Source organism: Baekduia sp. (assembly GCF_035318805.1).
Classification (GTDB): domain Bacteria; phylum Actinomycetota; class Thermoleophilia; order Solirubrobacterales; family Solirubrobacteraceae; genus Baekduia.
This window is the reverse complement of the sequence record NZ_DATHDY010000077.1, coordinates 23234-47726: the sequence shown is the minus strand read 5'-3', so window position 1 is coordinate 47726 and position 24493 is coordinate 23234. Positions and strand designations below refer to the sequence as shown.

Here is a 24493-nt window from a genome sequence, read left to right as displayed (position 1 = left end):
CAACCGATCGGTTGACAATCGTCCGGTGCTCGCCTATCCTCAACCACATGGTTGAGGAAGCGACCGGCATGGACGTGGTCTTCCACGCGCTGGCCAACACCGCCCGCCGCGACATGCTCGGCCGGCTGGCCGATCGTGAGCTCACCGTCACCGAGCTCGCCGCGCCGCTGACGATGTCGCTGGCGGCCGCCTCCAAGCACATCCAGGTGCTCGAGCGGGCCGGCCTGGTCCGGCGCACCGTCGACGGCCGCCGCCACGTGTGCCGCCTCGATGCGGCGCCGCTGGCCTCCGCCTCGGCCTGGCTGCACTTCTATGAACGCCATTGGGAGCAGCGCCTCGATGCCCTCGAGGCCCTCTTCCCGCCGGCTCCCACCCCTGACGAGGAGGACCGATGACCCCCGAGACGACCCATGTGCCGGCCATCCGCCTGCACCGGACCATCGCCGCTGCGCCCCACGAGGTCTACCGCGCGTGGCTCGACCCCGACATCCTGCGCCGCTGGTTCGCAGGCGGCGGCATGGCGGTCGCGCGCGTCGAGGTCGACGAGCGCGTCGGCGGCCATCACCGGACCTGGCAGACGGGCCCCGACGGCGATGCCGGCGGCTTCGACGCCGAGCTGGTCGAGCTCGTCCCGGACGAGCGGCTCGTCTTCCTCTGGCGCTTCGTCGGCCCCGAGCGGGTCGCCGACCCGAGCAGCGACTCGCGCCTGACGATCACGTTCGCCGAGGCGCCCCGCGGCGCCACCGCGCTGACTCTCGTCCACGAGCGCCTCGACGGGCTGCGCGCGGCGATGCCGCACGTGGCCGACGCCGTGCCGGCCGGCTGGGGTCAGGCGCTCGACAAGCTCGAGGCGGCCTTGGCCGCGGTCTGAGGCGGCGCCCGCCGCCGCCCCCGCAGCACGATCAACGTCCAGTACAACGCGCCCAGCCCGAGCCCGACGACGTAGGGGCCCGCGCCGCCCCAGCCGGCGGGCGAGACGTAGCCCTCGACGAGCCCCGCGACGATCAGCCACGGGGCGGTGCCCAGGACGACGGCCATCGCCGGCCGCGCCTGGGCCGCCAGGGCGGCGCGGCGGGTGTGGGGCCCCGGGTCGATCAGCGCCCAGCCCATCCGCAGGCCCGCCGCGCCGGCGACGACGATGCACGACAGCTCGAGCACGCCGTGGGCGACGACGAGCCGCACGACCTGGTCGAGGTTCCCGTTGGCCGCGGCGACGCCGAGCACCGCGCCGAAGATCAGTCCGTTGTAGGCCAACAGGAAGGCGCCGCCGACCGCGAACAGCAGGCCGGCGGCGAACGACAGGAACGTCACCTGGATGTTGTTGGTGAAGATCTCGCTGGAGAACGCCGCCGACTGCGACGCGGTCAGCCCGCGGTCGCCGCTCGGTGGGTCGGCGCCGTCGATGAACGCGCCCGGCACGAGCCCCGCGGCCGCGTCGGGATCCAGGATGCCCCACACCAGCGCGAACGCCGTCGCGCCGACGAAGAGCGCCGCCGCGACCGCCAGCGCCACGCGCCGCTCGCGCACCAGCCGCCAGTAGCCCTCGGCGAAGAACCGCCGCGGCGAGCGCCGCCCGCCGACGTCGGCGTAGACGGCCTGCCGTGCGCGCACGACCAGCGCCTCCAGGCGGCCGGTCAGCGGATCGCCGGGAAACAGCCGTCGCGCCAGCGCGAGGTCGGCCGCCGCCGCGCGGTACAGCCCGCCGAGCTCGAGCACGCCCGCGGCCCCCAGGCGCTCCGGGCGCCCGCGTGCCTCGCCGAGCGCGACCTCCAGGCGGCGCCAGGCGTCGACCCGCTCGCGCTCGAAGCGGTCGAGCGTCACGGCCGATCCTTCCGGTGGGTACCCCCGCTACGGTGCCGCACGAGATGGAGGACTACCAGGACCGGCTGCGCATCGCCACGCCCGAGGGCCTGTCGGTCGATCTCGTGCTCGCGGGCGTCGGCTCGCGGTTCTTCGCGACGCTGATCGACCTCACGTTCAAGATCGCGCTGATCGTGGCCGTCACGCTCCTCGCGGCGCAGATCGGCGACCTCGGCATCGCGGTCGTCTCGATCCTCGGCTTCGCCGTCTACTTCGCCTACGACGTCGCGTTCGAGGTGCTCTGCGGCGGCCGCACGCCGGGCAAGCGCTGGACGGGCCTGCGCGTGCTGCGCGACGACGGCCGGCCCGTCGACCTGCTGTCCAGCGCGATCCGCAACGTCGTGCGGCTCGTCGACGGCCTGCCGCTGAGCTACCTGCCGGCGATGATCTCCATCCTGCTGACGCAGCGCAACCAGCGCCTCGGCGACCTCGCCGCGTCGACCATCGTCGTGCGCGAGCCGCGCCGGCCCGCGTCGATGTCGGTCGCCGGCCTCGAGCGCGCCGCCGCCGGCGCGCCCGCGCTCGCCGTCGCCGCCGCCGCGCCCACGTTCGGCGGCTTCGGCCTGCCGCCCGGCGTCGGCGATCTCTCGCCCGTGCGGCGCACCGTCGCCGCCGGCGACGTCCTGGACGTCAGCGCCGTCACCGCCGACGACCTCGCCGCGGTCCGCGGCTTCCTCGACCGCCGCGACGACCTCCCGCCCGAGGTGCGCGGCGACCTCGCCCGCCGCATCGCCGGGGCGCTCGCGCCGCGCGTCGGCGGCGCCGCCGCGCATCTGGGCGACGAGGACCTCATCGAGCGCGTCGCGCACGCCAAGGCCCGCGGCGAGTAGCGAGGGCCGCCCGGCGCTCACGCCGCGCGCCCTCAGGTGTTGCCGTGCACGGTCCCGTCGCCCTCGGCGGCCTGGCGCTCGGCCTCCTGGCGCCCCGGATGGCCCTTGGGCAGGTCCTCGGGGACGATCTCGTCGTGCGCTTCGGGCGTGTCGCCCAGATCGGTCTCCTCGTCGGGCGTCAACGGCCCCAGCGGCTCGTCGGCCGACTGGTCGTGGGGACCCGCCTCGCGGGTCGGCTCCTCGGGAACGCGGTCTGAAGACTCCGTCATACCTTCGTCGGTACCCGCGCCACACCCGGTTGACGCACCCGTGGCCGGTGCTACGATCTTAGTCACCCAGACTGAGATTTACCGACCCTGGAGAAGGATCCAAGCACCTTGAACGCCGACCGCTTCACCATCAAGTCCCAGGAGGCCCTTCAGGCCGCCATCGCCCTCGCGGCGCAGCGCAAGCACGCGCAGGTGCTGCCCGAGCACCTGCTGGCGATCCTCCTCGGGCAGGACGACTCCGTGGTGCCAGGCGTCCTGCGCAAGCTCGGCGTGGCCGGCCCCGCGCTGCGCCTCGACGTCGACGCCCGGCTCGACCAGCTGCCGACGCTCGCCACCGCCGAGGAGCCCACCACCTCGCCCGAGCTGCTCGGCGTCCTGCGCGCCGCCGAGGTCGAGATGCGCGAGCTGGGCGACGAGTACATCTCCACCGAGCATCTGCTGCTCAGCCTCGCGGGCTTCGGCGGCAAGGCCGGGGATCTCCTGCGCGGCGCCGGCGCCTCCAAGGAGCAGCTGCGCAAGGCGATCGACGAGGTCCGTGGCGCCCACCGCGTCACCGACCAGTCGCCCGAGGACAAGATCCAGGCGCTGGAGAAGTTCGGCATCGACCTCACGGAGCTCGCCGAGCGCGGCGAGCTCGACCCGGTCATCGGCCGCGACGACGAGATCCGCCGCGTCATCCAGGTGCTCAGCCGCCGCACCAAGAACAACCCCGTCCTGATCGGCGAGCCCGGCGTCGGCAAGACCGCGATCGTCGAGGGCCTCGCCCAGCGCATCGTCTCCGGCGACGTGCCCGAGTCGCTGCGCGACCGCCGCGTCATCAGCCTCGACATCGGCGCGCTGCTGGCCGGGTCGAAGTACCGCGGCGAGTTCGAGGAGCGCCTGAAGGCCGTGCTGGCCGAGATCAAGGAGGCCGGCGGCAACGTCGTGCTCTTCATGGACGAGCTCCACACGATCGTCGGCGCGGGCGCCGCCGAGGGCGCCGTCGACGCCGCGAACCTCCTCAAGCCGATGCTCGCGCGCGGCGAGCTGCGCGCGGTCGGCGCGACGACGCTGGACGAGTACCGCAAGCACATCGAGAAGGACGCGGCGCTGGAGCGCCGCTTCCAGCCCGTGCTCGTCGGCGAGCCGTCGGTCGAGGACACGATCGCGATCCTGCGCGGGCTCAAGGAGCGCTACGAGCTGCACCACAACGTGCGCATCCAGGACGCGGCGCTGATCGCCGCCGCGACCCTGAGCGACCGCTACATCGCCGACCGCTTCCTGCCCGACAAGGCCATCGACCTGGTCGACGAGGCCGCGTCGGGGCTGCGCATCGAGATCGACTCCAAGCCCGTCGAGATCGACGAGGTCGACCGCCGCATCCTGCAGCTGCAGATCGAGCGCGCGTCGCTGGACCAGGAGACCGACGAGGCGTCGGCGCAGCGCCTGGCGGTGCTGGATCGCGAGCTCGCCGACCTCAAGGAGCGCTCCGCCGGCATGACCGCCGAATGGCAGGCCGAGAAGGACGCGATCGGCGGCGTGCACGAGGTGCGCGAGCGCTTGGAGCAGGCCCACCGCGAGCTGGAGCGCGCCGAGCGCGAGGCCAACCTGGAGCAGGCGGCGCGCCTGCACCACGGCGAGATCCCCGAGCTGCAGCGCCAGCTCGCCGAGCGCGAGGAGCGCACCGACGGCGACGCGGGCTTCCTGCGCGAGGTCGTCGACGCCGAGGACATCGCCGAGGTCGTCGCGCGCTGGACCAAGATCCCCGTCAGCCGCCTGCTGGAGGGCGAGGTCGAGAAGCTCATCCACATGGAGGAGCGCCTGCACCTGCGCGTCATCGGCCAGGACGAGGCGCTTGCGGCGGTCTCCAACGCGCTGCGCCGCTCACGCGCCGGCCTGCAGGATCCGGACCGGCCGATCGGCTCGTTCCTCTTCCTCGGCCCGACCGGCGTCGGCAAGACCGAGCTCGCGCGCGCGCTCGCGGAGTTCATGTTTGACTCCAGCGACGCGATGGTCCGGATCGACATGTCGGAGTACATGGAGAAGCACGCGGTCAGCCGCCTGGTCGGCGCGCCTCCCGGCTACGTCGGCTACGACGAGGGCGGCCAGCTCACCGAGGCCGTGCGCCGCCGGCCCTACACGGTGGTGCTGCTCGACGAGATCGAGAAGGCCCACCCCGACGTGTTCAACATCCTGCTCCAGGTGCTCGACGACGGCCGCCTCACCGACGGCCAGGGCCGCACGGTGGACTTCAAGAACACCGTGTTGATCATGACCTCGAACATCCCGGGGGGGAGGGCCGGGGCCGAGGCGCACTTCAAGCCCGAGTTCATCAACCGCCTGGACGACATCGTCGAGTTCGCGCCGCTGGACCGCGAGGAGCTCGGCTCGATCGTGGAGCTGCAGGTCGAGCGCGTGCTGCAGCGCGTCCGCGCGCGCGGCATCGAGGTGCAGCTCACGCCGGAGGCGCGGACGCTCCTCGGCGACCTGGGCTACGACCCCACCTACGGCGCCCGCCCGCTCAAGCGCGTCATCCAGAAGCGGCTGATCGACCGGCTCGCGCTGGCGATCCTCGAGGGCGAGTTCCGCGCGGGCGACACCGTGCTGGTCGACGCCGCCGAGGGCGAGCTGACCTTCGCCAAGGCCGACGCCGCCGCGGCCCCGGAGCCCGCGGCGGCCTAGGACGCCGACGCGCGGTGCACGTTGACGCCCACCGTGTAGAACAGGAACGGGCTGCCCCGGACGCCGCGCTTGTACGTCTTGCTCGTGTCGAACTGCAGCGCCCACTTGCCGTGCTTGGGGGACGGGAAGGGAAACAGCCGGCGCTGCGCGGTCCGCGCGATGCTGCCGCACTGGCCCTGCGCCCTGCCCAGGCGCACGGTCTGCCGGAGCTTGCCCCCGGGCGCGACGTAGTGCACGTACACGTCCGGATCGGGTCCGCCGAGGCCGAAGCCGTTGACCCGGAAGCGCACCTTCAGCTTGGCCGGGTCGCCCTTGGACGGCGAGAAGCTCGCCTTGAACCGCGTGACCGTGAACGTCGTCTGCGCCACCAGCGCGTCGGACTGGACGCCGACGGTGAACATGCGCTCGTTCTGGTCCTTGGTCAGCGCCGGCGGGGTGAAGGCGCCGCGCATCACGCCGGCCGCGTCCATGGTCCCCGCGCCTCCGCTGAGCGGTGTGTTGTCGAGCGACACCGTGTACGGGCGCGCCGGCGTGTACCCGTTGCCGCTGATCGTCACGGTGGTCTTGTCGGTCTCGAGGTAGCACGCGCGGTCGGTCTGGACCTCGGCGCCATGTGCCGCGGCGGGCAGGAGCAGCAGAGCGAGGGGCAGGGCGGCAACGGGGCGTCGCATACGCCCTCCAGGGTAGGGGTCGTACACCGCGGAACACGCTGATCGGGTAGAAGGAGCGCATGCCCACGTACATCATGCTCTCCACGCTCACGCCCGAGGGAGTCCAGACCGTCAAGAACAACCCGCAGCGGATCCGCGAGGTCAACTCCGAGGTCGAGCAGCTCGGCGCGACCGTCAAGGCTCAGTGGTCGGTCCTCGGACGCTTCGACTTCGTGAGCATCGTGGAGGCGCCCGACGAGTCGACGATGGCGCGCGTGTCGCTGGAGCTCGGCTCCCGCGGGACGGGCCGCTTCGAGACGCTGAGCGCCATCCCGATCGACGACTTCATCGCGTCGCTCTAGCCACGGCGTGGTGACCGCTGCGCTCCTGTCCTCACATCTCCGACTCCAAGAGTGCGAGTGACCACTCCGATGTTCGTCCACGCCAGGTGAAGGTCCTGGTCGTCGGCTCCGGCGGGCGCGAGCACGCGATCGTCAACGCGCTGGCCCGCTCGCCGCGGCGGCCTGAGCTGCTGGCCGCCCCCGGCAACCCGGGGATCGCGGCCGTCGCGCGCTGCGTACCGGTCGGCGTCGGCGACCTCGACGGGCTCGTCGCGCTGGCCCGCGACGAGGCGATCGACCTGGTCGTCATCGGCCCCGAGGCGCCGCTGGTCGCGGGGTTGGCCGACCGGCTGGAGGCCGCGGGCATCGCGCACTTCGGGCCGTCGGCCGCCGCCGCGCAGCTCGAGGGCTCCAAGGCGTTCGCCAAGGAGATCATGGCCTCGGCCGGCGTGCCGACGGCGCACTGGCATGAGGTCGAGTCCGTCGACGCGGGCCTGGAGGCCGTCGACGGCCGCTACCCGACCGTCATCAAGTTCGACGGCCTGGCCGCGGGCAAGGGCGTCGTCGTGGCGCCCGACGAGACGACCGCCCGCGAGGCGCTGACCGAGATGCTCGAGGAGCGCCGCTTCGGCGAGGGGATCGTCGTCGTCGAGGAGTTCCTGGAGGGCGAGGAGCTCTCGCTGTTTGCGATCTGCGACGGCGAGCGCGCCGTGCCGATGGTCCCGGCCCAGGACTACAAGCGCATCTTCGACGGCGACGAGGGACCCAACACCGGCGGCATGGGCGCCTACACGCCCGTCGTCGGCGCGCCCGATCCCGAGGTGCTCGTGGCGCAGATCCACCAGCCGGTGGTCGACCTGCTGCGCGAGCGCGGGACGCCGTTTCACGGGGTCCTCTACGCGGGGCTGATGCTCACCGCCGACGGCCCGCAGGTCATCGAGTTCAACGTGCGCTTCGGCGATCCCGAGACCCAGGGCGTGCTGCTGCGGCTGCGCAGCGACCTGCTCGAGGTGCTGATGGCCGCAACGCGGCCCGGCGGCCTCAACGCGGTCGCGATGGAGTTCGACGAGGGCTGGGCGGTCACGCTCGTGCTGGCGGGCGAGGGGTACCCGGCGCGCTCGGCCTCCGGCGACGTGATCACCGGCCTGGACGAGGTCGGCGCCGGCGTCGAGGTCACCCACGCCGGCACCGCGCGGCGCGACGACGGCGCGATCGTCACCGCCGGCGGCCGCGTGCTGAACGTCACCGCGCTCGGCGCGGGGCCCGCGGAGGCGCGCGACGCCGCCTATGCTGCGGCGGACCTGATCCACTTCGACGGGCGGCAGCTGCGCACCGACATCGCACAGCGGGCCGTGGAGCGTGTGACCCGATGACCGAGCAGCCTCAGCCGACGACGGCCGATCCCACCGCGGCCGACCCGGCCACCGAGCCCGAGACGCTGGTGCAGCTCGAGGAGACCGAGCCCGACACGCCGGTGGTCGGCATCATCATGGGGTCGCAGTCAGACATGGACACCATGTCGGGCGCGTCGAAGGTGCTGGAGGAGGCGGGCGTGCGCTCCGAGACCCGCGTCATGTCCGCCCACCGCGACCCGGCGCAGGTCGCCGACTACTGCCAGAACGCGCGCATGCGGGGGCTGAAGGTGATCATCGCCGGCGCCGGCCTGTCGGCCGCGCTGCCCGGCGTCGCGGCCGCGCACACCGACCTGCCGGTCATCGGCGTGCCGCTGTCGAGCCGCCTGTCGGCCGCCGGCGGGCTCGACGCGCTGCTGTCGGTCGTCCAGATGCCGCCGGGCGTCCCGGTCGCCTCGGTCGGCCTGGACAACGCGAAGAACGCCGGGCACCTGGCGCTGCGCATCCTGCGCGCGTGACGGAGCTGGATCTCACCCGGCCGCGGGAGCTGGGCGAGATCCTGGCCGACGCGCTGCGGATCTTCGGCGCGCACGGCTCGGTCTTCCTCACGCTGACCATCGTCATCGTCGCCCCGGTCGGGCTGGTGGTGGACGGGGTCTGGGGTCGCGCGCTGGCCGACGGCCCGGACGCCCACCCGCCGACAGCGGTCACGCTCACGACGCTGCTGCTGTCGGGGTTCGTCCTGCCGGCGCTGGTCACCGCGCTGAACGTGAGCGTCGTCATGGGCCTCGCGCGCGGCGAGCAGCCGTCGGCCGCGCTGGCGTTCCGCCGCGCGCTGCCGGTGATCCCGCGGGCGCTGGGCGCCGTGGCGCTGGCCGCGGCGGGCGTGGCGCTCGGCACGGTGGCGCTCGTGATCCCTGGGATCTACCTGGCGATCCGGTGGTACATCGCGGCGCAGGTCGCCGTCGTCGAGGGCCTCAGCGGGCGCAGCGCGCTGGAGCGCAGCGCGGAGCTCGTGCGCGGCCGGTGGTGGAACGTCTTCCTGCTGGTGCTCGTCACCGGCCTCGGCTTCGGGCTCGTCGGCGCGCTGCTGCCGGCGCTCGTGGGCGGCGGGAGCCCGCCGCTGTACGTGGCCGCGACGATCGTCGGCCAGAGCATCGCGCTGTCGCTCACGGCGGTCGCCGGGACCCTGCTGTACTTCGACCTGCGCGCGCGCCGCGGCCAGGCGTGGGCGCCCGCCGCTCCATAGACTCGCCGGCGTGATCCCCCGCTACACGCGACCCGAGATCGGGGCCGTCTGGACCGACGAGGCGAAGCTCGAGAGCTGGCGGCAGGTGGAGGTCGCCTGCGCCCAGGAGACCGCCGGCCCCACGCCCGAGGACCTCGAGGCGATCGCCCACGCGACCTTCACCGTCGAGGCGGTCCAGGAGCGCGAGCAGGTCACCGACCACGACGTCGCCGCGTTCGTCGACGTGCTGAGCGCGAGCGCCGGCGAGGCCGGCCGGTGGATCCACTACGGGCTGACGTCGTCCGACGTCCTCGACACCGCGCTCGGCCTGCAGCTGCGCAAGGCCGGAGACCTGCTGATCGCCGGCGCCCGCGAGTACCGCGATGCCTTGGTCGAGCAGGCACGCGCGCACGTCGACACCGTGTGCGTCGGCCGCACGCACGGCGTGCACGCCGAGCCGACCACGTTCGGCGTCAAGCTCGCGGGCTTCGCGTTCGAGGCCGATCGCAACCTGCAGCGGCTGGAGCGCGCGGTCGACCAGGTCGCCGTCGGGGCGGTGTCGGGCGCGGTGGGGACGTACTCCGCCACGTCGCCCGAGTTCGAGCGCCGCGTCCTCGGGCGCCTGGGCCTGGAGGCCGAGCCCGTCTCCACCCAGGTCGTCGCGCGCGATCGCCACGCCGAGCTGCTGCAGGCGATAGCGGTCGCCGGCGCCGGCCTGGAGCGCTTCGCGACCGAGTTCCGCCACCTGCAGCGCACCGAGGTGCGCGAGGTCGAGGAGCCGTTCCGCGCCGGCGCCCAGAAGGGCTCGAGCGCGATGCCGCACAAGCGCAACCCGATCGTGTCGGAGCGCATCACCGGCCTCGCGCGCGTGCTGCGCGGCTACGCCCAGGTCGGGGTCGAGGACGTCGCGCTGTGGCACGAGCGCGACATCTCGCACAGCGGCGCCGAGCGCGTCGTGCTGCCGGACGCGACGATCGCGCTGGACTACATGCAGGCGCTGGCCACGCGCCTGGCACGCGGGATGGTCGTCCACGCCGATCGGATGCGCGAGAACATCGGGCTGACCTACGGCGCGCTGTTCTCGCAGCGCGTGCTGCTGGCGCTGGTCGCCGGCGGCCTCCAGCGCGACGAGGCCTACCGGATCACGCAGGAGGCCGCGCAGCGCGCCTGGGACACCAAGACGCAGCTGCGCGAGATCCTCGAATCCCAGCCCGGGCTGGGCCTCGACCTGGACGAGATCTTCGACCTGGGGCACTACACCCGCCACGCGGCGGAGATCGTGGGGCGGCTGGAGGGGCTGGCGGCGTAGCGCGGTCGTCGGTGGCGCCCAGCTCGCGGCCCTCGGGTGCCGCCGGCGCCTCGTGGGGGCCGTGACGACGGAGGTTCGAGCGGGCGCCGGCCCGGTCGGTCTGCCGCCGGCGCCGGGAGGGATCGTTTGGGCGTGAGTCGCCACTCTTCGGAGGTCCGGGTCGCTTCGTGATGAATTGTCAGGGATCAGGCGACCCGGACCCTCGGCCCCCCTACGCCGCCACCGCCAGCGCCTCCACCCCCTCGGCCGACGCCGCGCTCGCGTTGGCCTCGCGCGCCCGCAGCGTCACGGCGACCAGGCCGGCCCCCAGCGCGAGCAGCCCGGCGCCCACGGCGAACGCCGTCGTGTAGCCGTGCACGAGCGCGTCGGCGTGGGTGCCGCTCGCGCCCTTGGTCGCCTGGTTGGCCACCGTCGTCAGGATCGCCAGGCCGAGGGCGCCGCCGACCTGCTGCGAGGTGTTGAACACCCCGGACGCGAGGCCGTGGTCGTCGGGCGCGACCCCGCCGGTGGCGATCAGCGTCAGCGGCACGAACGCGTTGCCGATCCCGAGCGCCAGCAGAACCACGCCCGGCAGGAACCCGGTGACGTACGAGGCGTCCGGCGTCAACGTCGTCATCCACACCAGGCCGAGCGCGCCGAGGCTGAGGCCGCCGGCCAGGACGGCCTTGACGCCGAAGCGCACGAGCAGCCGCTGCGAGAGCACCGACCCGGTGATGATCCCGACGGTCATCGGGAGGAACGCGAGGCCGGTCTGCAGGGCGTTGTCGCCCTTGATCTGCTGGAAGTACAGCGAGCCGAAGTAGAACAGCGAGTACATCCCGCCCATGAGCAGCAGCGTCGCCGCGTTGGCGATCGTCAGCGTGCGCACGCGGAAGATCGACAGCCGCACCAGCGGCGCCGCCCGCCGGGTCTGGACGACCCCGAAGGCCAGCAGCAGGGCGACCGCGGCCGCGCCGAGGCCGAGCGTGCGCCCGCTGCCCCAGCCGAACTCCTGTGCCTTGACGATGGTGTAGGTCAACAGCACCAGGCCGCTCGTGACGAGCGTCGCGCCCGCCAGGTCGAACCCGCCGGCGCGGTCACCCGCACGCGACTCGGGGACGACGCGCAGCGCGAGCGCCAGCGTCGCCAGGCCGACCGGCAGGTTGATGAAGAAGACCCACTGCCAGGACAGCGCGTCGACGAGGAAGCCACCGAGCAGGAGGCCGACCGCGCCGCCGCCGCCGGAGATCGCGGCGAACGCGCCGAGCGCCTTGGCGCGGTCCGGGCCCTCGGGCACGGTCGTCGTGATGATCGACAGCGCCGCGGGGGAGACGAGCGCCGCGCCGAGGCCCTGCAGCGCGCGGGCGCCGACGAGCCACCCGGGCGAGGTCGCCAGCGCGTCGAGCAGCGAGGCGAACGTGAACAGCATGATGCCGGCGGCGAAGAGCCTGCGGCGGCCGAGCAGGTCGCCGGCCCGGCCGCCGAGCAGCAGGAAGCCGCCGAAGACCAGCGTGTAGGCGTTGACGACCCACTGCAGGTCGGCGGCGGAGAACTGCAGGTCGGATTGGATGGCGGGCAGCGCGACGTTGGTGATCGTCGCGTCCAGCACCACCATGAACTGGGCGAGGCACACGACGACCACGACGAGGAGCCAGTGGCGTGCGGGTGCTTCGGTCTGCGGGGAGGAAGACATGGGAGAAAGGGGGGAGAGGGTCTGCGCCGGTAAACGGACCGGCCGGTCCGCCGGACCGTAGCACAAGCGGACCGTCTGGTCCGTCTTTGTGGACCGGGTGGTCCTGTTTGCGGGTCGAAGTGATACCCTGAGGGCGATGGCGGTCGCGGATGTCACCCCCCTGCGGGCCGACGCGCAACGCAACCTCGAGCGGATCCTCGAGGCCGCACGCGCGGCGTTCGCCGAGCGCGGGCTCGACGTCGGGGTCGAGGAGATCGCCCGCCGCGCGGGCGTCGGCAAGGCCACCTTCTTCCGCCGCTTCCCGTCCAAGGACGCGCTCGTCCTCGCGGTGCTCCACGGGTTCGTCGACGAGATGCAGGCCTCGGCCGATCGCGCCACCGAGCTCGACGACCCGCTCGACGGGATCCGCCTGTTCCTGGTCGAGAACGCCCGCATGCAGGCGGCCAACGCCGGCTTCTTCGACGCGATGGCCGCTCGCTACGCCGGTGGAGCGTTCCCCGAGGAGCTCTCCGAGCGCGGCGTCGCGGCGGCCGCGCAGGTGCTCGAGCCCGCTCGCGCCGCCGGCCTGATCCGCGACGGCATCGCCCCGGGCGACCTCAGCGCGATGCTCAAGATGCTCGGCGCCGCGGTGCGCCCGATGCCCGGCGTGCAGCTGTGCGAGGACACGTGGATGCGCTACGTCGAGCTGCTGCTGTCGGCGCTGCGGCCCGGCCAGGAGCTCCTTCCGGGCGTCGCGATGGATCCCTGCGCGCTGACCCGCGAAGCCCACCGCTGCCGGGCCTGAGCAGGCATCGCGGGCGCCGGTCCCGTTGCTAGCTTGTGGGCGTGACCGCCGCCTCCCTCGACCTGCCGCTCGTCGCCTCCGGCAAGGTCCGCGAGATCTACGAACTGGGCGACCGACTGCTGCTGGTCGCGTCCGACCGGCTCTCGACCTACGACGTCGTGCACCCGAACGGGATCCCGGACAAGGGCAAGGTGCTCACCGGCATCTCCGCGTTCTGGTTCAACAAGACGGGGCACATCGTGCCCAACCACTACATCTCGGCGACCGACGGCGTGCCCGCCGAGGTCCGCGGCCGCGCGATGACCGTCACGAAGCTGGCGATGCTCCCGGTCGAGTGCGTCGTGCGCGGCTACATCACCGGGTCGGGCTGGAAGGACTACCAGGCGTCCGGGAAGGTCTCGGGGATCGAGCTGCCGCCCGGCCTGCGCGAGTCCCAGAAGCTGCCGACCCCGATCTTCACGCCGTCGACGAAGGCCGACGAGGGCCACGACGAGCCCATCGACATCGTGCGCGCCGGGGAGATCCTCGGCGATCCCGAGCTGGCGGGCCGCCTGCGCGACGTCTCGATCGCGCTGTATTCCTTCGCCGCCCAGCAGGCGGCCGCGCGCGGCGTGATCCTCGCCGACACGAAGTTCGAGCTCGGCTTGGACGCCGAAGGCCGGCTCATCCTCGGCGACGAGGCGCTGACACCCGACTCCTCGCGCTACTGGCCCGCCGAGGGCTACGAGCCCGGCCACGGGCAGCCGAGCTTCGACAAGCAGTACGTCCGCGACTGGGCCTCGTCGACCGGCTGGGACAAGACGCCCCCGGCTCCCGAGATCCCGGCTGACGTGGTCGCCGGGACGCGCGCCAAGTACGTCGAGGCCTACGAGCTGGTCACCGGCGAGCCGTTCGCCGCCTGGGACGCGCGGACCGCGGCATGAGAGCGCGCGTCTTGATCCGGCCCAAGGCCGGGATCCTCGATCCGCAGGGCGTCGCCGTGGAGCGCGCGCTGCCGGCGCTGGGCTTCGGCGGCGTGGGCAACGTCCACGTCGGCCGCCTTGTCGAGCTCGACGTGGAGGACGCGAGCCAGCTCGACGACATGTGCCGCAAGCTGCTCGCCAACCCGTTGATCGAGGACTACGAGATCCAGACGGTCGAGCCGGCGGCCGCCTCGTGAAGCTCGGCGTCGTCACGTTCCCCGGCACCTGCGACGACGTCGACGCGCGCCTCGCCGTCGCCAAGGTCGCCGAGCCCGTCGCGCTCTGGCACGGTGACAGCGACCTGCACGGCGTCGACGGCGTTGTGATCCCCGGCGGCTTCTCCTACGGCGACTACCTGCGGGCGGGGGCGATCGCGCGCTTCTCGCCGGTCATGGAGTCGGTCATCGCGTTCGCCCGCGCGGGCGGCCCGGTCCTCGGCATCTGCAACGGCTTCCAGATCCTCTGCGAGGCGGGGCTGCTGCCGGGCGCGCTGCTGCCCAACGTGAAGCTGCGCTTCGTCTGCCGCCAGGTGGACGTCGAGGTGCAGACGGTCGCCACGCCGTTCACCGCGACGTGCGAGGTCGGCCAGCGGCTGTCGATCCCGGCCAAGCACACGACCGGCTGCTTCTTCGGCGACGTGCCCCGCGAGCAGGTCGTGCTCCGCTACGCCGAGGGCCACAACTTCAACGGCTCGCAGGACGACGTCGCCGGCGTCGTCAACGAGCAGGGCAATGTCATGGGGTTGATGCCGCACCCCGAGCACGCGGTCGACCTGCTGACCGGCGGCTCGGCCGACGGGCTCAAGCTCTTCGAGGGGATGGCCCGTGTCGCCGTCGCCTGAGACCCGGCCCCACCCACCCGTGCCCGGCATCGAGCAGGCGGTCGCGCTCGGCCTGACGCGCGACGAGTACGCCATGGTCGTGCAGGAGATGGACGGGCGCGAGCCCAACGAGGTCGAGCTCGCCATGTTCTCGCTGCTGTGGAGCGAGCACTGCGCCTACAAGCACTCCAAGAAGCTGCTGCGCACGCTGCCCACGGAGGGCCCCGCGGTCGTCATGGGCCCGGGCGAGAACGCCGGCGCCGTGGACGTCGGCGGCGGCTGGGCCGTCGCCTTCAAGGTCGAGTCCCACAACCACCCGAGCGCGGTCGAGCCCTTCCAGGGCGCGGCAACCGGCGTCGGCGGGATCCTGCGCGACATCTTCGCGCTCGGCGCGCGACCGATCGCGGTGCTCGACTCGCTGCGCTTCGGCGAGCCCGACTCCGAGCGCTCGCGCTACCTGCTGGACCGCGCCGTCGCGGGCATCGGCCACTACGGCAACTCGATCGGCGTGCCGACCGTCGGCGGCGAGGTCGTCTTCGAGGCCCCGTACGAGACCAACTGCCTGGTCAACGCCATGGCCATCGGCCTGGCCCGGACCGAGGACATGATCCGCAGCGCCGCGGCGGGCGTCGGCAACGTCCTCGTGCTCTTCGGCGCCTCGACCGGCCGCGACGGCATCGGCGGCGCGTCGGTGCTCGCCTCCGCCGAGCTCGACGCCGAGGACGAGTCCAAGCGCCCGTCGGTGCAGGTCGGCGACCCGTTCGAGGAGTCCAAGCTCCTGGAGTGCTCGCTCGCGCTGCTGCAGTCCGGGTTGTTGGTGGCCTTGCAGGACCTCGGCGCCGCGGGGCTCACGAGCGCCGCCTCCGAAATGGCGGCCAAGGGCGAGGTCGGGCTCGATCTCGACGTCGCCAAGGTCCCGCTGCGCGAGGCCGACATGGCGCCGTTCGAGATCATGGTGTCGGAGTCGCAGGAGCGGATGCTGTGCGTCTGCGAGCCGGGCAAGGTCGCCGACGTGCTCGCGCTCTGCGAGAAGTGGGAGGTCAACGGCACCGCCATCGGCGAGGTCACCGAGGGCAACCGCTTCCGGGTGCTGCGCGGTGACGAGGTCGTCGGCGACATGCCGGTCAGCGGGCTGGTCGACGACGCGCCGCTCTACGACCTCGCGCCGGAGAAGCCCACCGAGTCGCTGTACCCCGCGCCCGCCGCGAAGCTCGGCTTCGAGGCCGACGTGCACGAGGCGCTCGTCGCGCTCCTGTCGTCGCCGAACCTCGCGTCGCGCCGTCCGCTGTTCGAGCAGTACGACTCGATCGTGCAGTCGCGCACGGTGCGCCGGCCCGAGGAGGCCGACGCGGCCGTCCTGCACCTGTACGACATGGGCGATGGCGCGCCGGCGATCGCCACGTCGATCGACGGCAACGGCCGCAAGGTGGCCGCCGACCCCTACTGGGGGACCGTCGCCAACGTCCTGGAGTGCGCGGCGAACCTCGCGTGCGTCGGCGCCCAGCCGCTGGGGACGACCAACAACCTCAACTTCGGCAACCCCGAGAAGCCGCACATCGCGTGGCAGCTGACCGAGGCCGTGCGCGGCCTCGGCGACGCCTGCCGCGCGCTGGAGGCGCCGATCGTCGGCGGCAACGTGTCGCTCTACAACGAGGGCGCCGACGGCCCGATCTACCCGACGCCGGTCGTCGGCATGGTCGGCCTCCTGCCCGACGCGACGCGCGCCGGCCGTCTCGGCTTCGCCCGGGCGGGCGACGCGATCGCGCTCGTCGGCTGGAACGGCGGGGTGAGCGGGGGCAGTCTCGCAGCCTCCGAGCTGTCCAAGCTGCGGGGCGAGGCGCTGCCCGACGGCCTGCCCGCGATCGACCTCGCGCAGGTCGTCGGCGTGCTCGACGCGGTGCGCGAGGCGGTCCGCGACGGCGAGCTCTCCAGCGTCCACGACGTCGCCGAGGGCGGCTTCCTCGTGGCGGTCGCCGAGAGCTGCCTGGCCGGCGGCCTCGGCGCGGCGCTGGACCTCGGCGACGCCGAGGACGTCTGGACCACGCTCTTCGGCGAGCGCTCCGGCGGCTTCGTCGTCTCGGGTCCGCGCGACGCGCTGGAGCGCCTCGGCGAGCGAGTGCCGCTCGACGTGTTCGGCACGGTCGGCGGCGATCGCCTGGAGATCGCCGTCTCCAACCTCGGCGAGTCGTGGCCGCTGGCGGAGCTGCGCGAGGCGTCGAGCGCGCTGGCGCCGCTGTTCCCGTAGCCCGCGGCGATGCGGGGTAGGCCCCCGCGTAGTCACGGTCCGGTTCGGACCCTACTGGGCCGCCAGGCCACGGCCCGCGGGTCCGGGATCCTGCGCTGAGCCCGCACGCTGCGAGGTTCGGACGGCGGGTGGCGCCCGCGGGCATTGCTACCTTGTCGGGGCCGCCGCGTTCTCCTCGCCCTCGTCCTCCACGGGGCGGCCCCCATGACCGAGCAGATCACTCCTCTCGACGAGCGCGACGGACCGCGCGACGAGTGCGGCGTGTTCGGGATCTACGCCCCCGAGCACGACGTCTCCCGCCTCGCCTACTTCGCCCTCTACGCCCTGCAGCACCGCGGTCAGGAGTCGGCGGGCATCGCCGCGGCCGATCGCGGCGGCTACATCATCACCCAGCGGTCGCTCGGCCTGGTCAACCAGGTCTTCAAGGAGCACGACCTGCGGGCGCTCGCCGGCGACCTGGCCATCGGCCACGTCCGGTACTCGACCACCGGCTCCAACGAGTGGGAGAACTCCCAGCCCGTGCATCGCAGCGCGGGGTCCGGCGGCAACCGCGAGCTCGCGCTGGCGCACAACGGCAACCTGATCAACGCCGTCGAGCTCCACACGGAGCTGCGCGCCAAGGGCGTGGTGTTCAGCTCCACATCGGACTCCGAGATCATCGCGGCGCTGATCTCGACGAACCCGGCCGAGCGTCTCGAGGACGCCGTCGCCGCGGTCATGCCGCGCCTGAAGGGCGCGTTCTCGACGATCGTCATGACCAACGACAAGGTCGTCGCGTTCCGCGACGGCGCCGGCCTGCGCCCGCTGTCGCTCGGCCAGCTCGACGACCGCTTCTGCGTCGCGTCGGAGACCTGCGCGTTCGACATCATCGGCGCCAAGGCGATGCGCGACGTCGCGCCCGGCGAGATGGTCACGCTTTCGGAGAAGGGGCTGCAGACCCGCCAGGTCGTCGTGGGCGAGCGGGAGGCGTTCTGCATCTTCGAGTACATCTACTTCGCCCGCCCCGACTCGCGCATGAACGGCGAGCTGCTGCAGGCCGCCCGCGGGCGGATGGGCGAGATCCTGGCCCGCGAGGCCCCGGCGCCTGGCGCCGACCTCGTCATCGCGGTGCCCGATTCGGGCAACCCGGCCGCCCGCGGCTTCGCCCGCGCCGCCGGCCTCGAGCAGGACGACGGGCTGATCAAGAACCGCTACGTCGCCCGCACGTTCATCCAGCCCGGCCAGGAGCTGCGCAAGCACGGCCTGCGGCTGAAGTTCAACCCGCTGCCGGAGATCGTCGGCGGCAAGAAGCTCGTGGTCGTCGACGACTCGATCGTGCGGGGCAACACCACGCGCCAGATCGTGCAGATGCTGCGCGACGCGGGCGCGGCCGAGGTCCACATGCGGATCTCCGCGCCGCCGATCAAGCATCCGTGCTTCTACGGCATCGACATGAGCAAGCGCGAGGAGATGATCGCGCACAACCGGACGCCGGCCGAGGTGGCGGCCGAGCTCGGCGCCGACTCGCTGGCGTACCTCTCGCTGGCCGGCGTCTACGAGGCCGTCAACGGCGATCGCGCGCACCACTGCGACGCCTGCTTCTCCGGCGAGTACCCGCTGCCGGGGACCGAGGACGGGCAGGCCAAGGACGCGTTCGAGCTGCCGCTCGCGTCCAGCGGCGTCTGACCGAGATCGTGGGGTGGGTGTCCTTGCCGCCACGGCGGCGGGGCGCCAGGATGGGCGCATGCGCACGATCGTCCTCGCCGTCGACGACGCCCAGGCGCTCGACGTCATCGGTCCCGTCGAGGTGTTCGACGCGGCGTCGAAGATCGTGCAGGCCGGTGCCGGCCGGGTCCGACCCGGCTACGACGTCCAGGTCGTCTCGCCCGGTGGCGGCGACCTGCGGCTGAGCAACGGCCTGCGGCTGAGCAGCGACCCGCTGCCGCCCTGCGGCGCGCCGGCGGCGATCGACACGATCCTGGTTGCCGGCGGGGCCGGCGCGCGCGAGCTGGACGCCGGGAGCGAGGCGATCGCCTGGCTGCGCGACGCCGCGCCGCGGGCGCGCCGGGTCGCCTCCGTCTGCACGGGTGCGTTTGCGCTCGCGACAGCGGGCCTGCTGGAGGGCCGCCGCGCGACGACGCACTGGGCGCACTGCCGCGCGCTGGGACGCGACCACCCGGGGGTCGAGGTCGACGCGGAGCCGATCTACGTGCGCGACGGGAACGTCTGGACCTCGGCCGGCGTGACCGCGGGGATGGACCTGACGCTCGCGCTGGTCGAGGAGGACCTTGGCCGCGAGGTCGCGCTGGAGGCGGCGCGGTGGCTCGTGCTCTTCCTCAAGCGCCCCGGCGGCCAGGCGCAGTTCAGCGCGGGCCTGGCGGCGCAGACCGCTGTGCGCGAGCCGCTGCGCGACCTGCAGGACTGGCTCGGCGACCACCTCGACGCGGACCTGTCGGTCGGCGCGCTGGCGGCGCGCGCGTGCCTGAGCGACCGGCAGTTCGCCCGTGCGTGGCGGGCGGAGACCGGCATGACGCCGGCCGCGTACGTGCTGGCGCTGCGCATCGAGCGCGCGCGGGCGCTGCTGGAGGACGGCCAGAGCGTCGATGCCGCGGCGCGCCGGGCGGGGTTCGGCAGCGCCGAGGTGCTGCGCCGCGTCTTCCACCGGCGTCTGGGCGTCGGCCCGTCGGCGTACCGCGAGCGCTTCCGCGCGGCGGCCTGAGCCGCGATCAACCCCAACAACGAGAACCCGGAGGGCACACCATGCTCGACATCGTCATCCCGATCTACGACGACTTCACCGCGCTCGACGCGATCGGCCCGTACGAGGTGCTGTCGCGCGTCGGCGGACGCGTGCGGTTCGTGGGCACCGAGCCCGGGCCGGTGCGCACCGACAACGGCATGCTGCAGGTGATCGCCGAGGCTTCGCTGGCCGACGCGGCCGCGCCGGACGTCGTGGTCGTCCCGGGCGGCGTCGGCACCCGCGCGCTGACGACCGACCCGGTCTGGCTGGAGTGGCTGCGCGGCGTGCACGCGACGTCGACCTGGACGACCTCGGTGTGCACCGGCTCGCTGCTGCTCGGCGCCGCGGGGATCCTCGACGGCCTGCGCGCCACGTCGCACTGGCTCGAGCTGGAGACGCTGCGCGAGTACGGCGCCGAGCCGACCGGGCAGCGCGTGGTGGAGCAGGGCAAGGTCATCACGGCGGCCGGCGTGTCGGCCGGCATCGACATGGCGCTGACCCTCGCCGCCCGCCTCGTCGGCGAGGACGCGGCCAAGGCGATCCAGCTCGGCATCGAGTACGACCCCCAGCCGCCGTTTGACTCCGGCTCGGTGCAGAAGTCCGATCCGGCGGCGGTCGCGGCGATCCGCGCGGCGGTCGCGGCGCGCGAGCAGGCGTCGCGGGACCGCGCCGGCGCGTGACGGAGGGCGGAGCGTTGGGATCAGGAGGGCTGAGCAGTCCGGCCTGACCCCTACGGTTCCGCGCCGTGTCACTGTGGCGTCTCAATCCGTTCGCTCCGGAGATCCGTGCGCCCCTGGTCCCCGAGGACCTCGGGGTCATCGCCGTCCAGCTCGCGCTGAGCTTCCCGCAGTGGGTTCGTCGTCGCCGGTTCGTCGTCGGCTACGTCGACGACACGACCATCCAGCAGCGCATGAGCGTGGACTTCCTGCTTCCGCCGCCCGAGTGGTTCTGGTCGACGACCGCGCCGCGGCAGGGCGACCGGATCTACGTGCCGATCCACCTCGCGAAGAAGGAGACGCTCGATCAGTTCACCGCCTTTGACGAAGACGGCCGCCGGCTGACGATGCTGGCCACCGCGGACAACGGATCGCTCGCGATCGCCGGCCTGCTGCCGCTCGTCCGCGGGCGCGCGGTCGGTCGGCTCACCGCGGCCGAGCGGGAGGTCATCGAGCCGCAGCTCGAGGCGGAGCTCCGCAAGGTGGTCATGGCCCCTGAGCGCCCGGACGCCCCACCGGTGGAGGACGTCCTGGCCTCCGCGTTCGCAGGCCCGCTCGGGAGGATCCTGACGGTCGAGGACGAGGTTCGCGCGATCGTGCGGGACCTCGCCGGAGGGTTCCTCATGCTGGTGCCCGTCACGTACGAGCCGGGCGTGGACCGCCTCCTGAAGGCCGAGTGGGACATCCCGAACTACTGGCGCGGACGGCGGGACACGACGCGGCCGGCGCTGCTCTGGCTGCAGAGCGCGCTGGCCTCGATTGGCTGGGCGGACAAGCGCCAGAACATCCCGGACCTCCAGCTGGGTTGGGCGCGGAGCACGCACGTCGAGGTCGTAGCACCTGAGGACGTGGAGATGAGCGCGGTGACGCTGGAAGCCTGGCAGTACGAGCCGGGGGAGTCCGCGCCCGCCCGCACGGCGCGCACGGTGTTCGACAAGCCCCGGGCCACCATCAACATCGCTCCGCTCGTGGCGTTCGACCCGTTCGAGCGCGACGCGAACGTGCGGGAGCAAGCGGCGCGCAAGCTGTTGCAGGCCCGGCCCGACAGGACGGCGGCCGTCGTAGCCGACGCGAGCACGCGGGCGTGGATCCAGCGGCTGGCCGTCCTCGCATCAGTGCTCTCGGCCGTGCTTGCTTTCGGCCTCTTGCGGACATGGGTGGGGTCGGATCTGCGGAACCGCAACCGGCCTGAGGTGCACCGGCGTTTGAGTCTCGGCGGCGGCTGACGATGACCTGGGTAGGGCGGGCTCTGGGTTGACGAGCCGTCGACACGATGCACTAAGGTGGTCCTTGTCATGACGAGACGTGGGTTGTTCAAGATCGCCCCGGTGTCGACCAAGAGCGTCGGCATCACCGCGGCACGCCCCGATCCGCAGGCCGTTCTCGGATCCGCGGCCATGCGCGATCTCGTCCGCGTCGGCTCGACGAAGCCGCGCAAGCACACGCGCGGCTGACCGTCGTCGCTTCAGCAGGAGTTTGGAAGGGCTCGCCGATGCGGGCCCTTCGTCGTTCATGGACACCGTACGTGTGACGGACGTGCGGAAGTTCCGTGTCGCGTGGCGCGCCCCGCGCGGGGGCTTCCGGACGCGGCGCTAAGGTCCGACGCCCTCCATGGATCTGCACGCCGCCCTCCACGAGCACTTCGGCTTCGACGACTTCCGTCCCGGACAGGAGGCCGCGGTCCGCGCCGCCGCGGCCGGCCGGGACGTGCTCGTGGTCATGCCGACGGGCGCGGGCAAGTCCCTCTGCTACCAGCTGCCCGCGCTCGTGCGCGAGGACCTGACGATCGTCGTCTCGCCGCTCGTCTCGCTGATGCAGGACCAGGTCGAGGCGCTGGAGCGCCGAGTTCCCGGAGCTGCCGCGGTCATCAACTCCCAGCAGGACGCCTCGGTCAACGCCGACGCGCTCGCGCGCGCCCGGTCCGGCCAGCTCCGGCTCCTGTACGTCGCGCCGGAGCGCTTCTCGTCGCCGGGCTTCCTGGAGGCGATCAAGGCGGTGCCGATCGGCCTGTTCGTGGTCGACGAGGCGCACTGCGTCTCGCAGTGGGGCCACGACTTCCGGCCGGACTACTTCCGTCTCGCCGACGCGGCGCGGTGGCTGGGCGCCAAGGCGCTGGTGGCCTCGACGGCGACCGCGACGCCGCAGGTGGCGCGCGACATCGTGGCCCGCCTCGGCCTCAGCGAGCCGGAGATCGTCAGCACGGGCTTCGACCGGCCCAACCTCAGCTTCGCCGTCGTGCCGTGTGCGACGACGGCCGACAAGCATGCGCGCATCGCGGCCGCGCTGCGCGAGGACGGCGCGCGGCCCGCGATCGTCTACGCGGGCACGCGCAAGGCGTGCGAGCGGCTGGCCGATCGCCTCGGCGCCGACCTCGAGATCGAGGTGCTCGCCTACCACGCGGGCCTGGGCCGGGCCGAGCGCGCCGCGGCGCAGCGGCGGTTCATGGCCGGCGACGTGGACGTCGTCGTCGCGACCAACGCGTTCGGGATGGGCGTCGACAAGGCCGACGTGCGGACCGTCGCCCACGAGGTCGTGCCGCCGTCGATCGAGGCCTACTACCAGGAGGCCGGTCGCGCGGGGCGCGACGGGCAACCCGCGCGGGCGCTGCTGTTCGCCGAGAAGCGCGACAAGGCCCTGCACGTGTTCTTCATCAATCGCTCCGAGGTCACCGACCAGGTGCTGGAGCAGGTCGCGGGGCGGATCTTCGCCGCCGGCGCCGAGGGTCGCTTCGACGTCGCGCTGCAGCAGCTCGACGACGAGCCCGAGCGTGTGCGCGCGATCGTCGGGCACCTGGCGCGCGCGGGCGTCGTGCAGCCGGCGCCGTCGCCCATGGACCGCGTGCGCGGCCGGATCGTCAGCGCGTTCGACGGCCGGGCGCGCGGGCTGGCGCGGACGTCGGCGGCCGAGGGCCAGCGGGCCCGCTGGCGCCAGTACCGCGCGGTGTGGGCGTTCGTGGAGGAGTCGGTCTGCCGGCGCCAGGCGATCCTCACCCACTTCGGCGATCGGTCGGCGCCCGCGCCCGAGGGCGCGTGCTGCGACGTGTGCGACCCGTCGCTCGTCCCGGCCTCGCCGTCGCGCGCCCTGGGCGACGGAACCGCCCGCTCCGGCAGCAGCGCGGTCGCGGGCACGGCGAGGCACGCGTCGGTCGAGGAGGCGATCCTCGCGGTGGTGCGGGTGGCGCGGCCGTCGATCGGCCGCACGCGCGTGGCCGAGGTGCTGCGCGGCGGGCAGGCCAAGGCGCTGATCCGCAACTCGTGGGACGGCCTGCCCGAGTACGGCACCTACGCGCACCTGACGGCCAAGTCCGTGCTCGACCGCATCGACGCGCTGCTGGACGCCGGTCGCCTGGAGTCGACCGGCGGCCCGCGCCCGGTGCTGCGCGTGGGCGCCGGCGACGGCACGGGCGGCGGCGGTGGCGAGCAGCCGGCGCTGTCGTTCGAGGCGGCGTAGGTGGCTGGACTGCTGCGGGTCGGCGTGCTCGCCTCGGGCGGCGGCACGAACCTCCAGGCGCTGCTGGACGGCGTCCACGACCGGGAGGCCAGGATCGTCGCGCTGGCGACCGACCAGGTCGACGCGCCGGCGCTGGAGCGGGCGCGCCGTGCCGCCGTCCCGGCGTCGGTCTTCCCGCGCGACGCCTTCCCGGACCGCGCCACGCGCGACGCGGCGATCGGGGACTGGCTCGAGGCGCAGGGCGTGGAGTTGGTCGTGCTCGCCGGCTACATGGCGATCCTCGACGGCGCCTTCATCGCCCGCTTCCGCGACCGCGTCGTCAACGTCCACCCGTCGCTGCTGCCGTCGTTCGCCGGCCTCGGGGCGGTGGAGCAGGCGCTGGCCTACGGCGTCAAGGTCTTCGGCGTCACCGTGCACTTCGTCGACGAGGGCGTCGACACGGGCGCGATCATCCTGCAGCGCTCGATCGACCTTCCCGACGCCACCGACGCCGACGAGGTGCTCGCGGCGCTGCGGCCCCTCGAGTACGCCCTGCTCCCCGACGCCGTGCGCCTCATCGCGGCCGGTCGCGTCCGTCGCGACCCGGCGCACGCGCGCCGCGTCGTCGTCGACCCGTAGGACGCGG

General features: G+C 73.3%; 25 protein-coding genes. 21 read left to right on the top strand and 4 right to left on the bottom strand.

From position 1 onward, the window contains the following. The first annotated feature begins 47 nt into the window (after window positions 1-47). Complete coding sequence (locus tag VK501_RS17770) at window positions 48-395, top strand: metalloregulator ArsR/SmtB family transcription factor (protein WP_324339683.1); 348 nt, start codon at window positions 48-50, stop codon at window positions 393-395. After that, window positions 392-871: an SRPBCC domain-containing protein gene (locus tag VK501_RS17765; RefSeq protein WP_324339681.1), complete on the top strand. Its 480-nt coding sequence runs from the start codon at window positions 392-394 to the stop codon at window positions 869-871. The genes VK501_RS17770 and VK501_RS17765 overlap by 4 nt, the downstream gene beginning before the upstream one ends. Here the strand turns inward: VK501_RS17765 and VK501_RS17760 are convergent. Continuing rightward, window positions 829-1821, bottom strand: a complete 993-nt coding sequence (locus VK501_RS17760; RefSeq protein WP_324339679.1) for a stage II sporulation protein M — start codon at window positions 1819-1821, stop codon at window positions 829-831. The genes VK501_RS17765 and VK501_RS17760 overlap by 43 nt on opposite strands. Window positions 1822-1865: 44 nt before the next feature. Here VK501_RS17760 and VK501_RS17755 point away from each other — a divergent pair, with 44 nt between their 5' ends. Then, on the top strand, window positions 1866-2690 hold the full coding sequence (locus VK501_RS17755) for an RDD family protein (RefSeq protein ID WP_324339677.1): 825 nt from the start codon (window positions 1866-1868) through the stop codon (window positions 2688-2690). Between the two features lie 32 nt (window positions 2691-2722). On the opposite strand, the gene VK501_RS17750 is transcribed toward VK501_RS17755, so the two are convergent. Beyond that, window positions 2723-2959 (bottom strand): hypothetical protein, encoded by a 237-nt coding sequence (locus VK501_RS17750; RefSeq protein WP_324339676.1) that lies wholly within the window; start codon window positions 2957-2959, stop codon window positions 2723-2725. Window positions 2960-3067: 108 nt separating this feature from the next. On the opposite strand from VK501_RS17750, the gene clpB reads away from it, so the two are divergent. Further along, a complete protein-coding gene (gene clpB / locus VK501_RS17745; protein WP_324339674.1) occupies window positions 3068-5620 on the top strand; it encodes an ATP-dependent chaperone ClpB in 2553 nt (850 codons plus the stop codon). Here clpB and VK501_RS17740 read toward each other — a convergent pair. After that, window positions 5617-6291, bottom strand: a complete 675-nt coding sequence (locus tag VK501_RS17740) for a hypothetical protein (protein WP_324339672.1) — start codon at window positions 6289-6291, stop codon at window positions 5617-5619. The two genes, clpB and VK501_RS17740, sit on opposite strands and share 4 nt — an antisense overlap. 59 nt (window positions 6292-6350) lie before the next feature. Between VK501_RS17740 and VK501_RS17735 the strand changes: the two genes are divergently transcribed. The 5 genes from VK501_RS17735 to purB all read left to right on the top strand — a co-directional run bounded on the left by VK501_RS17735 (window position 6351) and on the right by purB (window position 10500). Further along, window positions 6351-6632, top strand: a complete 282-nt coding sequence (locus VK501_RS17735) for a GYD domain-containing protein (protein WP_324339670.1) — start codon at window positions 6351-6353, stop codon at window positions 6630-6632. A gap of 86 nt (window positions 6633-6718) precedes the next feature. After that, window positions 6719-7984, top strand: coding sequence for a phosphoribosylamine--glycine ligase (gene purD, locus VK501_RS17730; protein WP_324339669.1), 1266 nt, complete (start codon window positions 6719-6721; stop codon window positions 7982-7984). Then, window positions 7981-8481 carry a 5-(carboxyamino)imidazole ribonucleotide mutase gene (gene purE / locus VK501_RS17725; RefSeq protein WP_324339668.1) on the top strand — a complete coding sequence of 167 codons (501 nt, stop codon included), beginning with the start codon at window positions 7981-7983 and terminating at the stop codon, window positions 8479-8481. The genes purD and purE overlap by 4 nt, the downstream gene beginning before the upstream one ends. Further along, on the top strand, window positions 8478-9212 hold the full coding sequence (locus tag VK501_RS17720) for a hypothetical protein (RefSeq protein WP_324339666.1): 735 nt from the start codon (window positions 8478-8480) through the stop codon (window positions 9210-9212). Before purE ends, VK501_RS17720 begins: the two co-directional genes overlap by 4 nt. Before the next feature lie 10 nt (window positions 9213-9222). Next, a complete protein-coding gene (gene purB, locus VK501_RS17715) occupies window positions 9223-10500 on the top strand; it encodes an adenylosuccinate lyase (RefSeq protein WP_324339664.1) in 1278 nt (425 codons plus the stop codon). A gap of 211 nt (window positions 10501-10711) precedes the next feature. On the opposite strand, the gene VK501_RS17710 is transcribed toward purB, so the two are convergent. Beyond that, window positions 10712-12172, bottom strand: a complete 1461-nt coding sequence (locus tag VK501_RS17710) for an MFS transporter (RefSeq protein WP_324339662.1) — start codon at window positions 12170-12172, stop codon at window positions 10712-10714. A gap of 136 nt (window positions 12173-12308) precedes the next feature. Between VK501_RS17710 and VK501_RS17705 the strand changes: the two genes are divergently transcribed. The 12 genes from VK501_RS17705 to purN all read left to right on the top strand — a co-directional run bounded on the left by VK501_RS17705 (window position 12309) and on the right by purN (window position 24486). Further along, the gene (locus VK501_RS17705; protein WP_324339660.1) at window positions 12309-12956 is read left to right on the top strand and encodes a helix-turn-helix domain-containing protein; all 648 of its coding nucleotides are present in this window, start codon (window positions 12309-12311) and stop codon (window positions 12954-12956) included. Between the two features lie 62 nt (window positions 12957-13018). After that, entirely contained in the window at window positions 13019-13879 is an 861-nt protein-coding gene (locus tag VK501_RS17700) for a phosphoribosylaminoimidazolesuccinocarboxamide synthase (RefSeq protein ID WP_414641190.1), read from the top strand. After that, window positions 13876-14115, top strand: coding sequence for a phosphoribosylformylglycinamidine synthase subunit PurS (gene purS, locus VK501_RS17695; protein ID WP_324339656.1), 240 nt, complete (start codon window positions 13876-13878; stop codon window positions 14113-14115). The genes VK501_RS17700 and purS overlap by 4 nt, the downstream gene beginning before the upstream one ends. After that, on the top strand, window positions 14112-14759 hold the full coding sequence (gene purQ, locus VK501_RS17690; RefSeq protein WP_324339654.1) for a phosphoribosylformylglycinamidine synthase subunit PurQ: 648 nt from the start codon (window positions 14112-14114) through the stop codon (window positions 14757-14759). Before purS ends, purQ begins: the two co-directional genes overlap by 4 nt. Continuing rightward, window positions 14743-16983, top strand: coding sequence for a phosphoribosylformylglycinamidine synthase subunit PurL (gene purL / locus VK501_RS17685; RefSeq protein ID WP_324339652.1), 2241 nt, complete (start codon window positions 14743-14745; stop codon window positions 16981-16983). The genes purQ and purL overlap by 17 nt, the downstream gene beginning before the upstream one ends. 204 nt (window positions 16984-17187) lie before the next feature. Further along, window positions 17188-18648: an amidophosphoribosyltransferase gene (purF, locus tag VK501_RS17680; protein ID WP_324339650.1), complete on the top strand. Its 1461-nt coding sequence runs from the start codon at window positions 17188-17190 to the stop codon at window positions 18646-18648. Window positions 18649-18706: 58 nt separating this feature from the next. Beyond that, the gene (locus VK501_RS17675) at window positions 18707-19681 is read left to right on the top strand and encodes a GlxA family transcriptional regulator (RefSeq protein ID WP_324339648.1); all 975 of its coding nucleotides are present in this window, start codon (window positions 18707-18709) and stop codon (window positions 19679-19681) included. A gap of 41 nt (window positions 19682-19722) precedes the next feature. After that, window positions 19723-20382 carry a DJ-1/PfpI family protein gene (locus VK501_RS17670; protein WP_324339646.1) on the top strand — a complete coding sequence of 220 codons (660 nt, stop codon included), beginning with the start codon at window positions 19723-19725 and terminating at the stop codon, window positions 20380-20382. 65 nt (window positions 20383-20447) lie between these two features. Continuing rightward, window positions 20448-21644: a hypothetical protein gene (locus tag VK501_RS17665; protein ID WP_324339644.1), complete on the top strand. Its 1197-nt coding sequence runs from the start codon at window positions 20448-20450 to the stop codon at window positions 21642-21644. Between the two features lie 69 nt (window positions 21645-21713). Beyond that, window positions 21714-21872 (top strand): hypothetical protein, encoded by a 159-nt coding sequence (locus VK501_RS17660; protein WP_324339642.1) that lies wholly within the window; start codon window positions 21714-21716, stop codon window positions 21870-21872. Between the two features lie 157 nt (window positions 21873-22029). Beyond that, window positions 22030-23868, top strand: a complete 1839-nt coding sequence (locus tag VK501_RS17655) for an ATP-dependent DNA helicase RecQ (RefSeq protein WP_324339640.1) — start codon at window positions 22030-22032, stop codon at window positions 23866-23868. Next, window positions 23869-24486 (top strand): phosphoribosylglycinamide formyltransferase, encoded by a 618-nt coding sequence (gene purN, locus VK501_RS17650; RefSeq protein ID WP_324339638.1) that lies wholly within the window; start codon window positions 23869-23871, stop codon window positions 24484-24486. The last annotated feature ends 7 nt before the right edge of the window (window positions 24487-24493 follow it).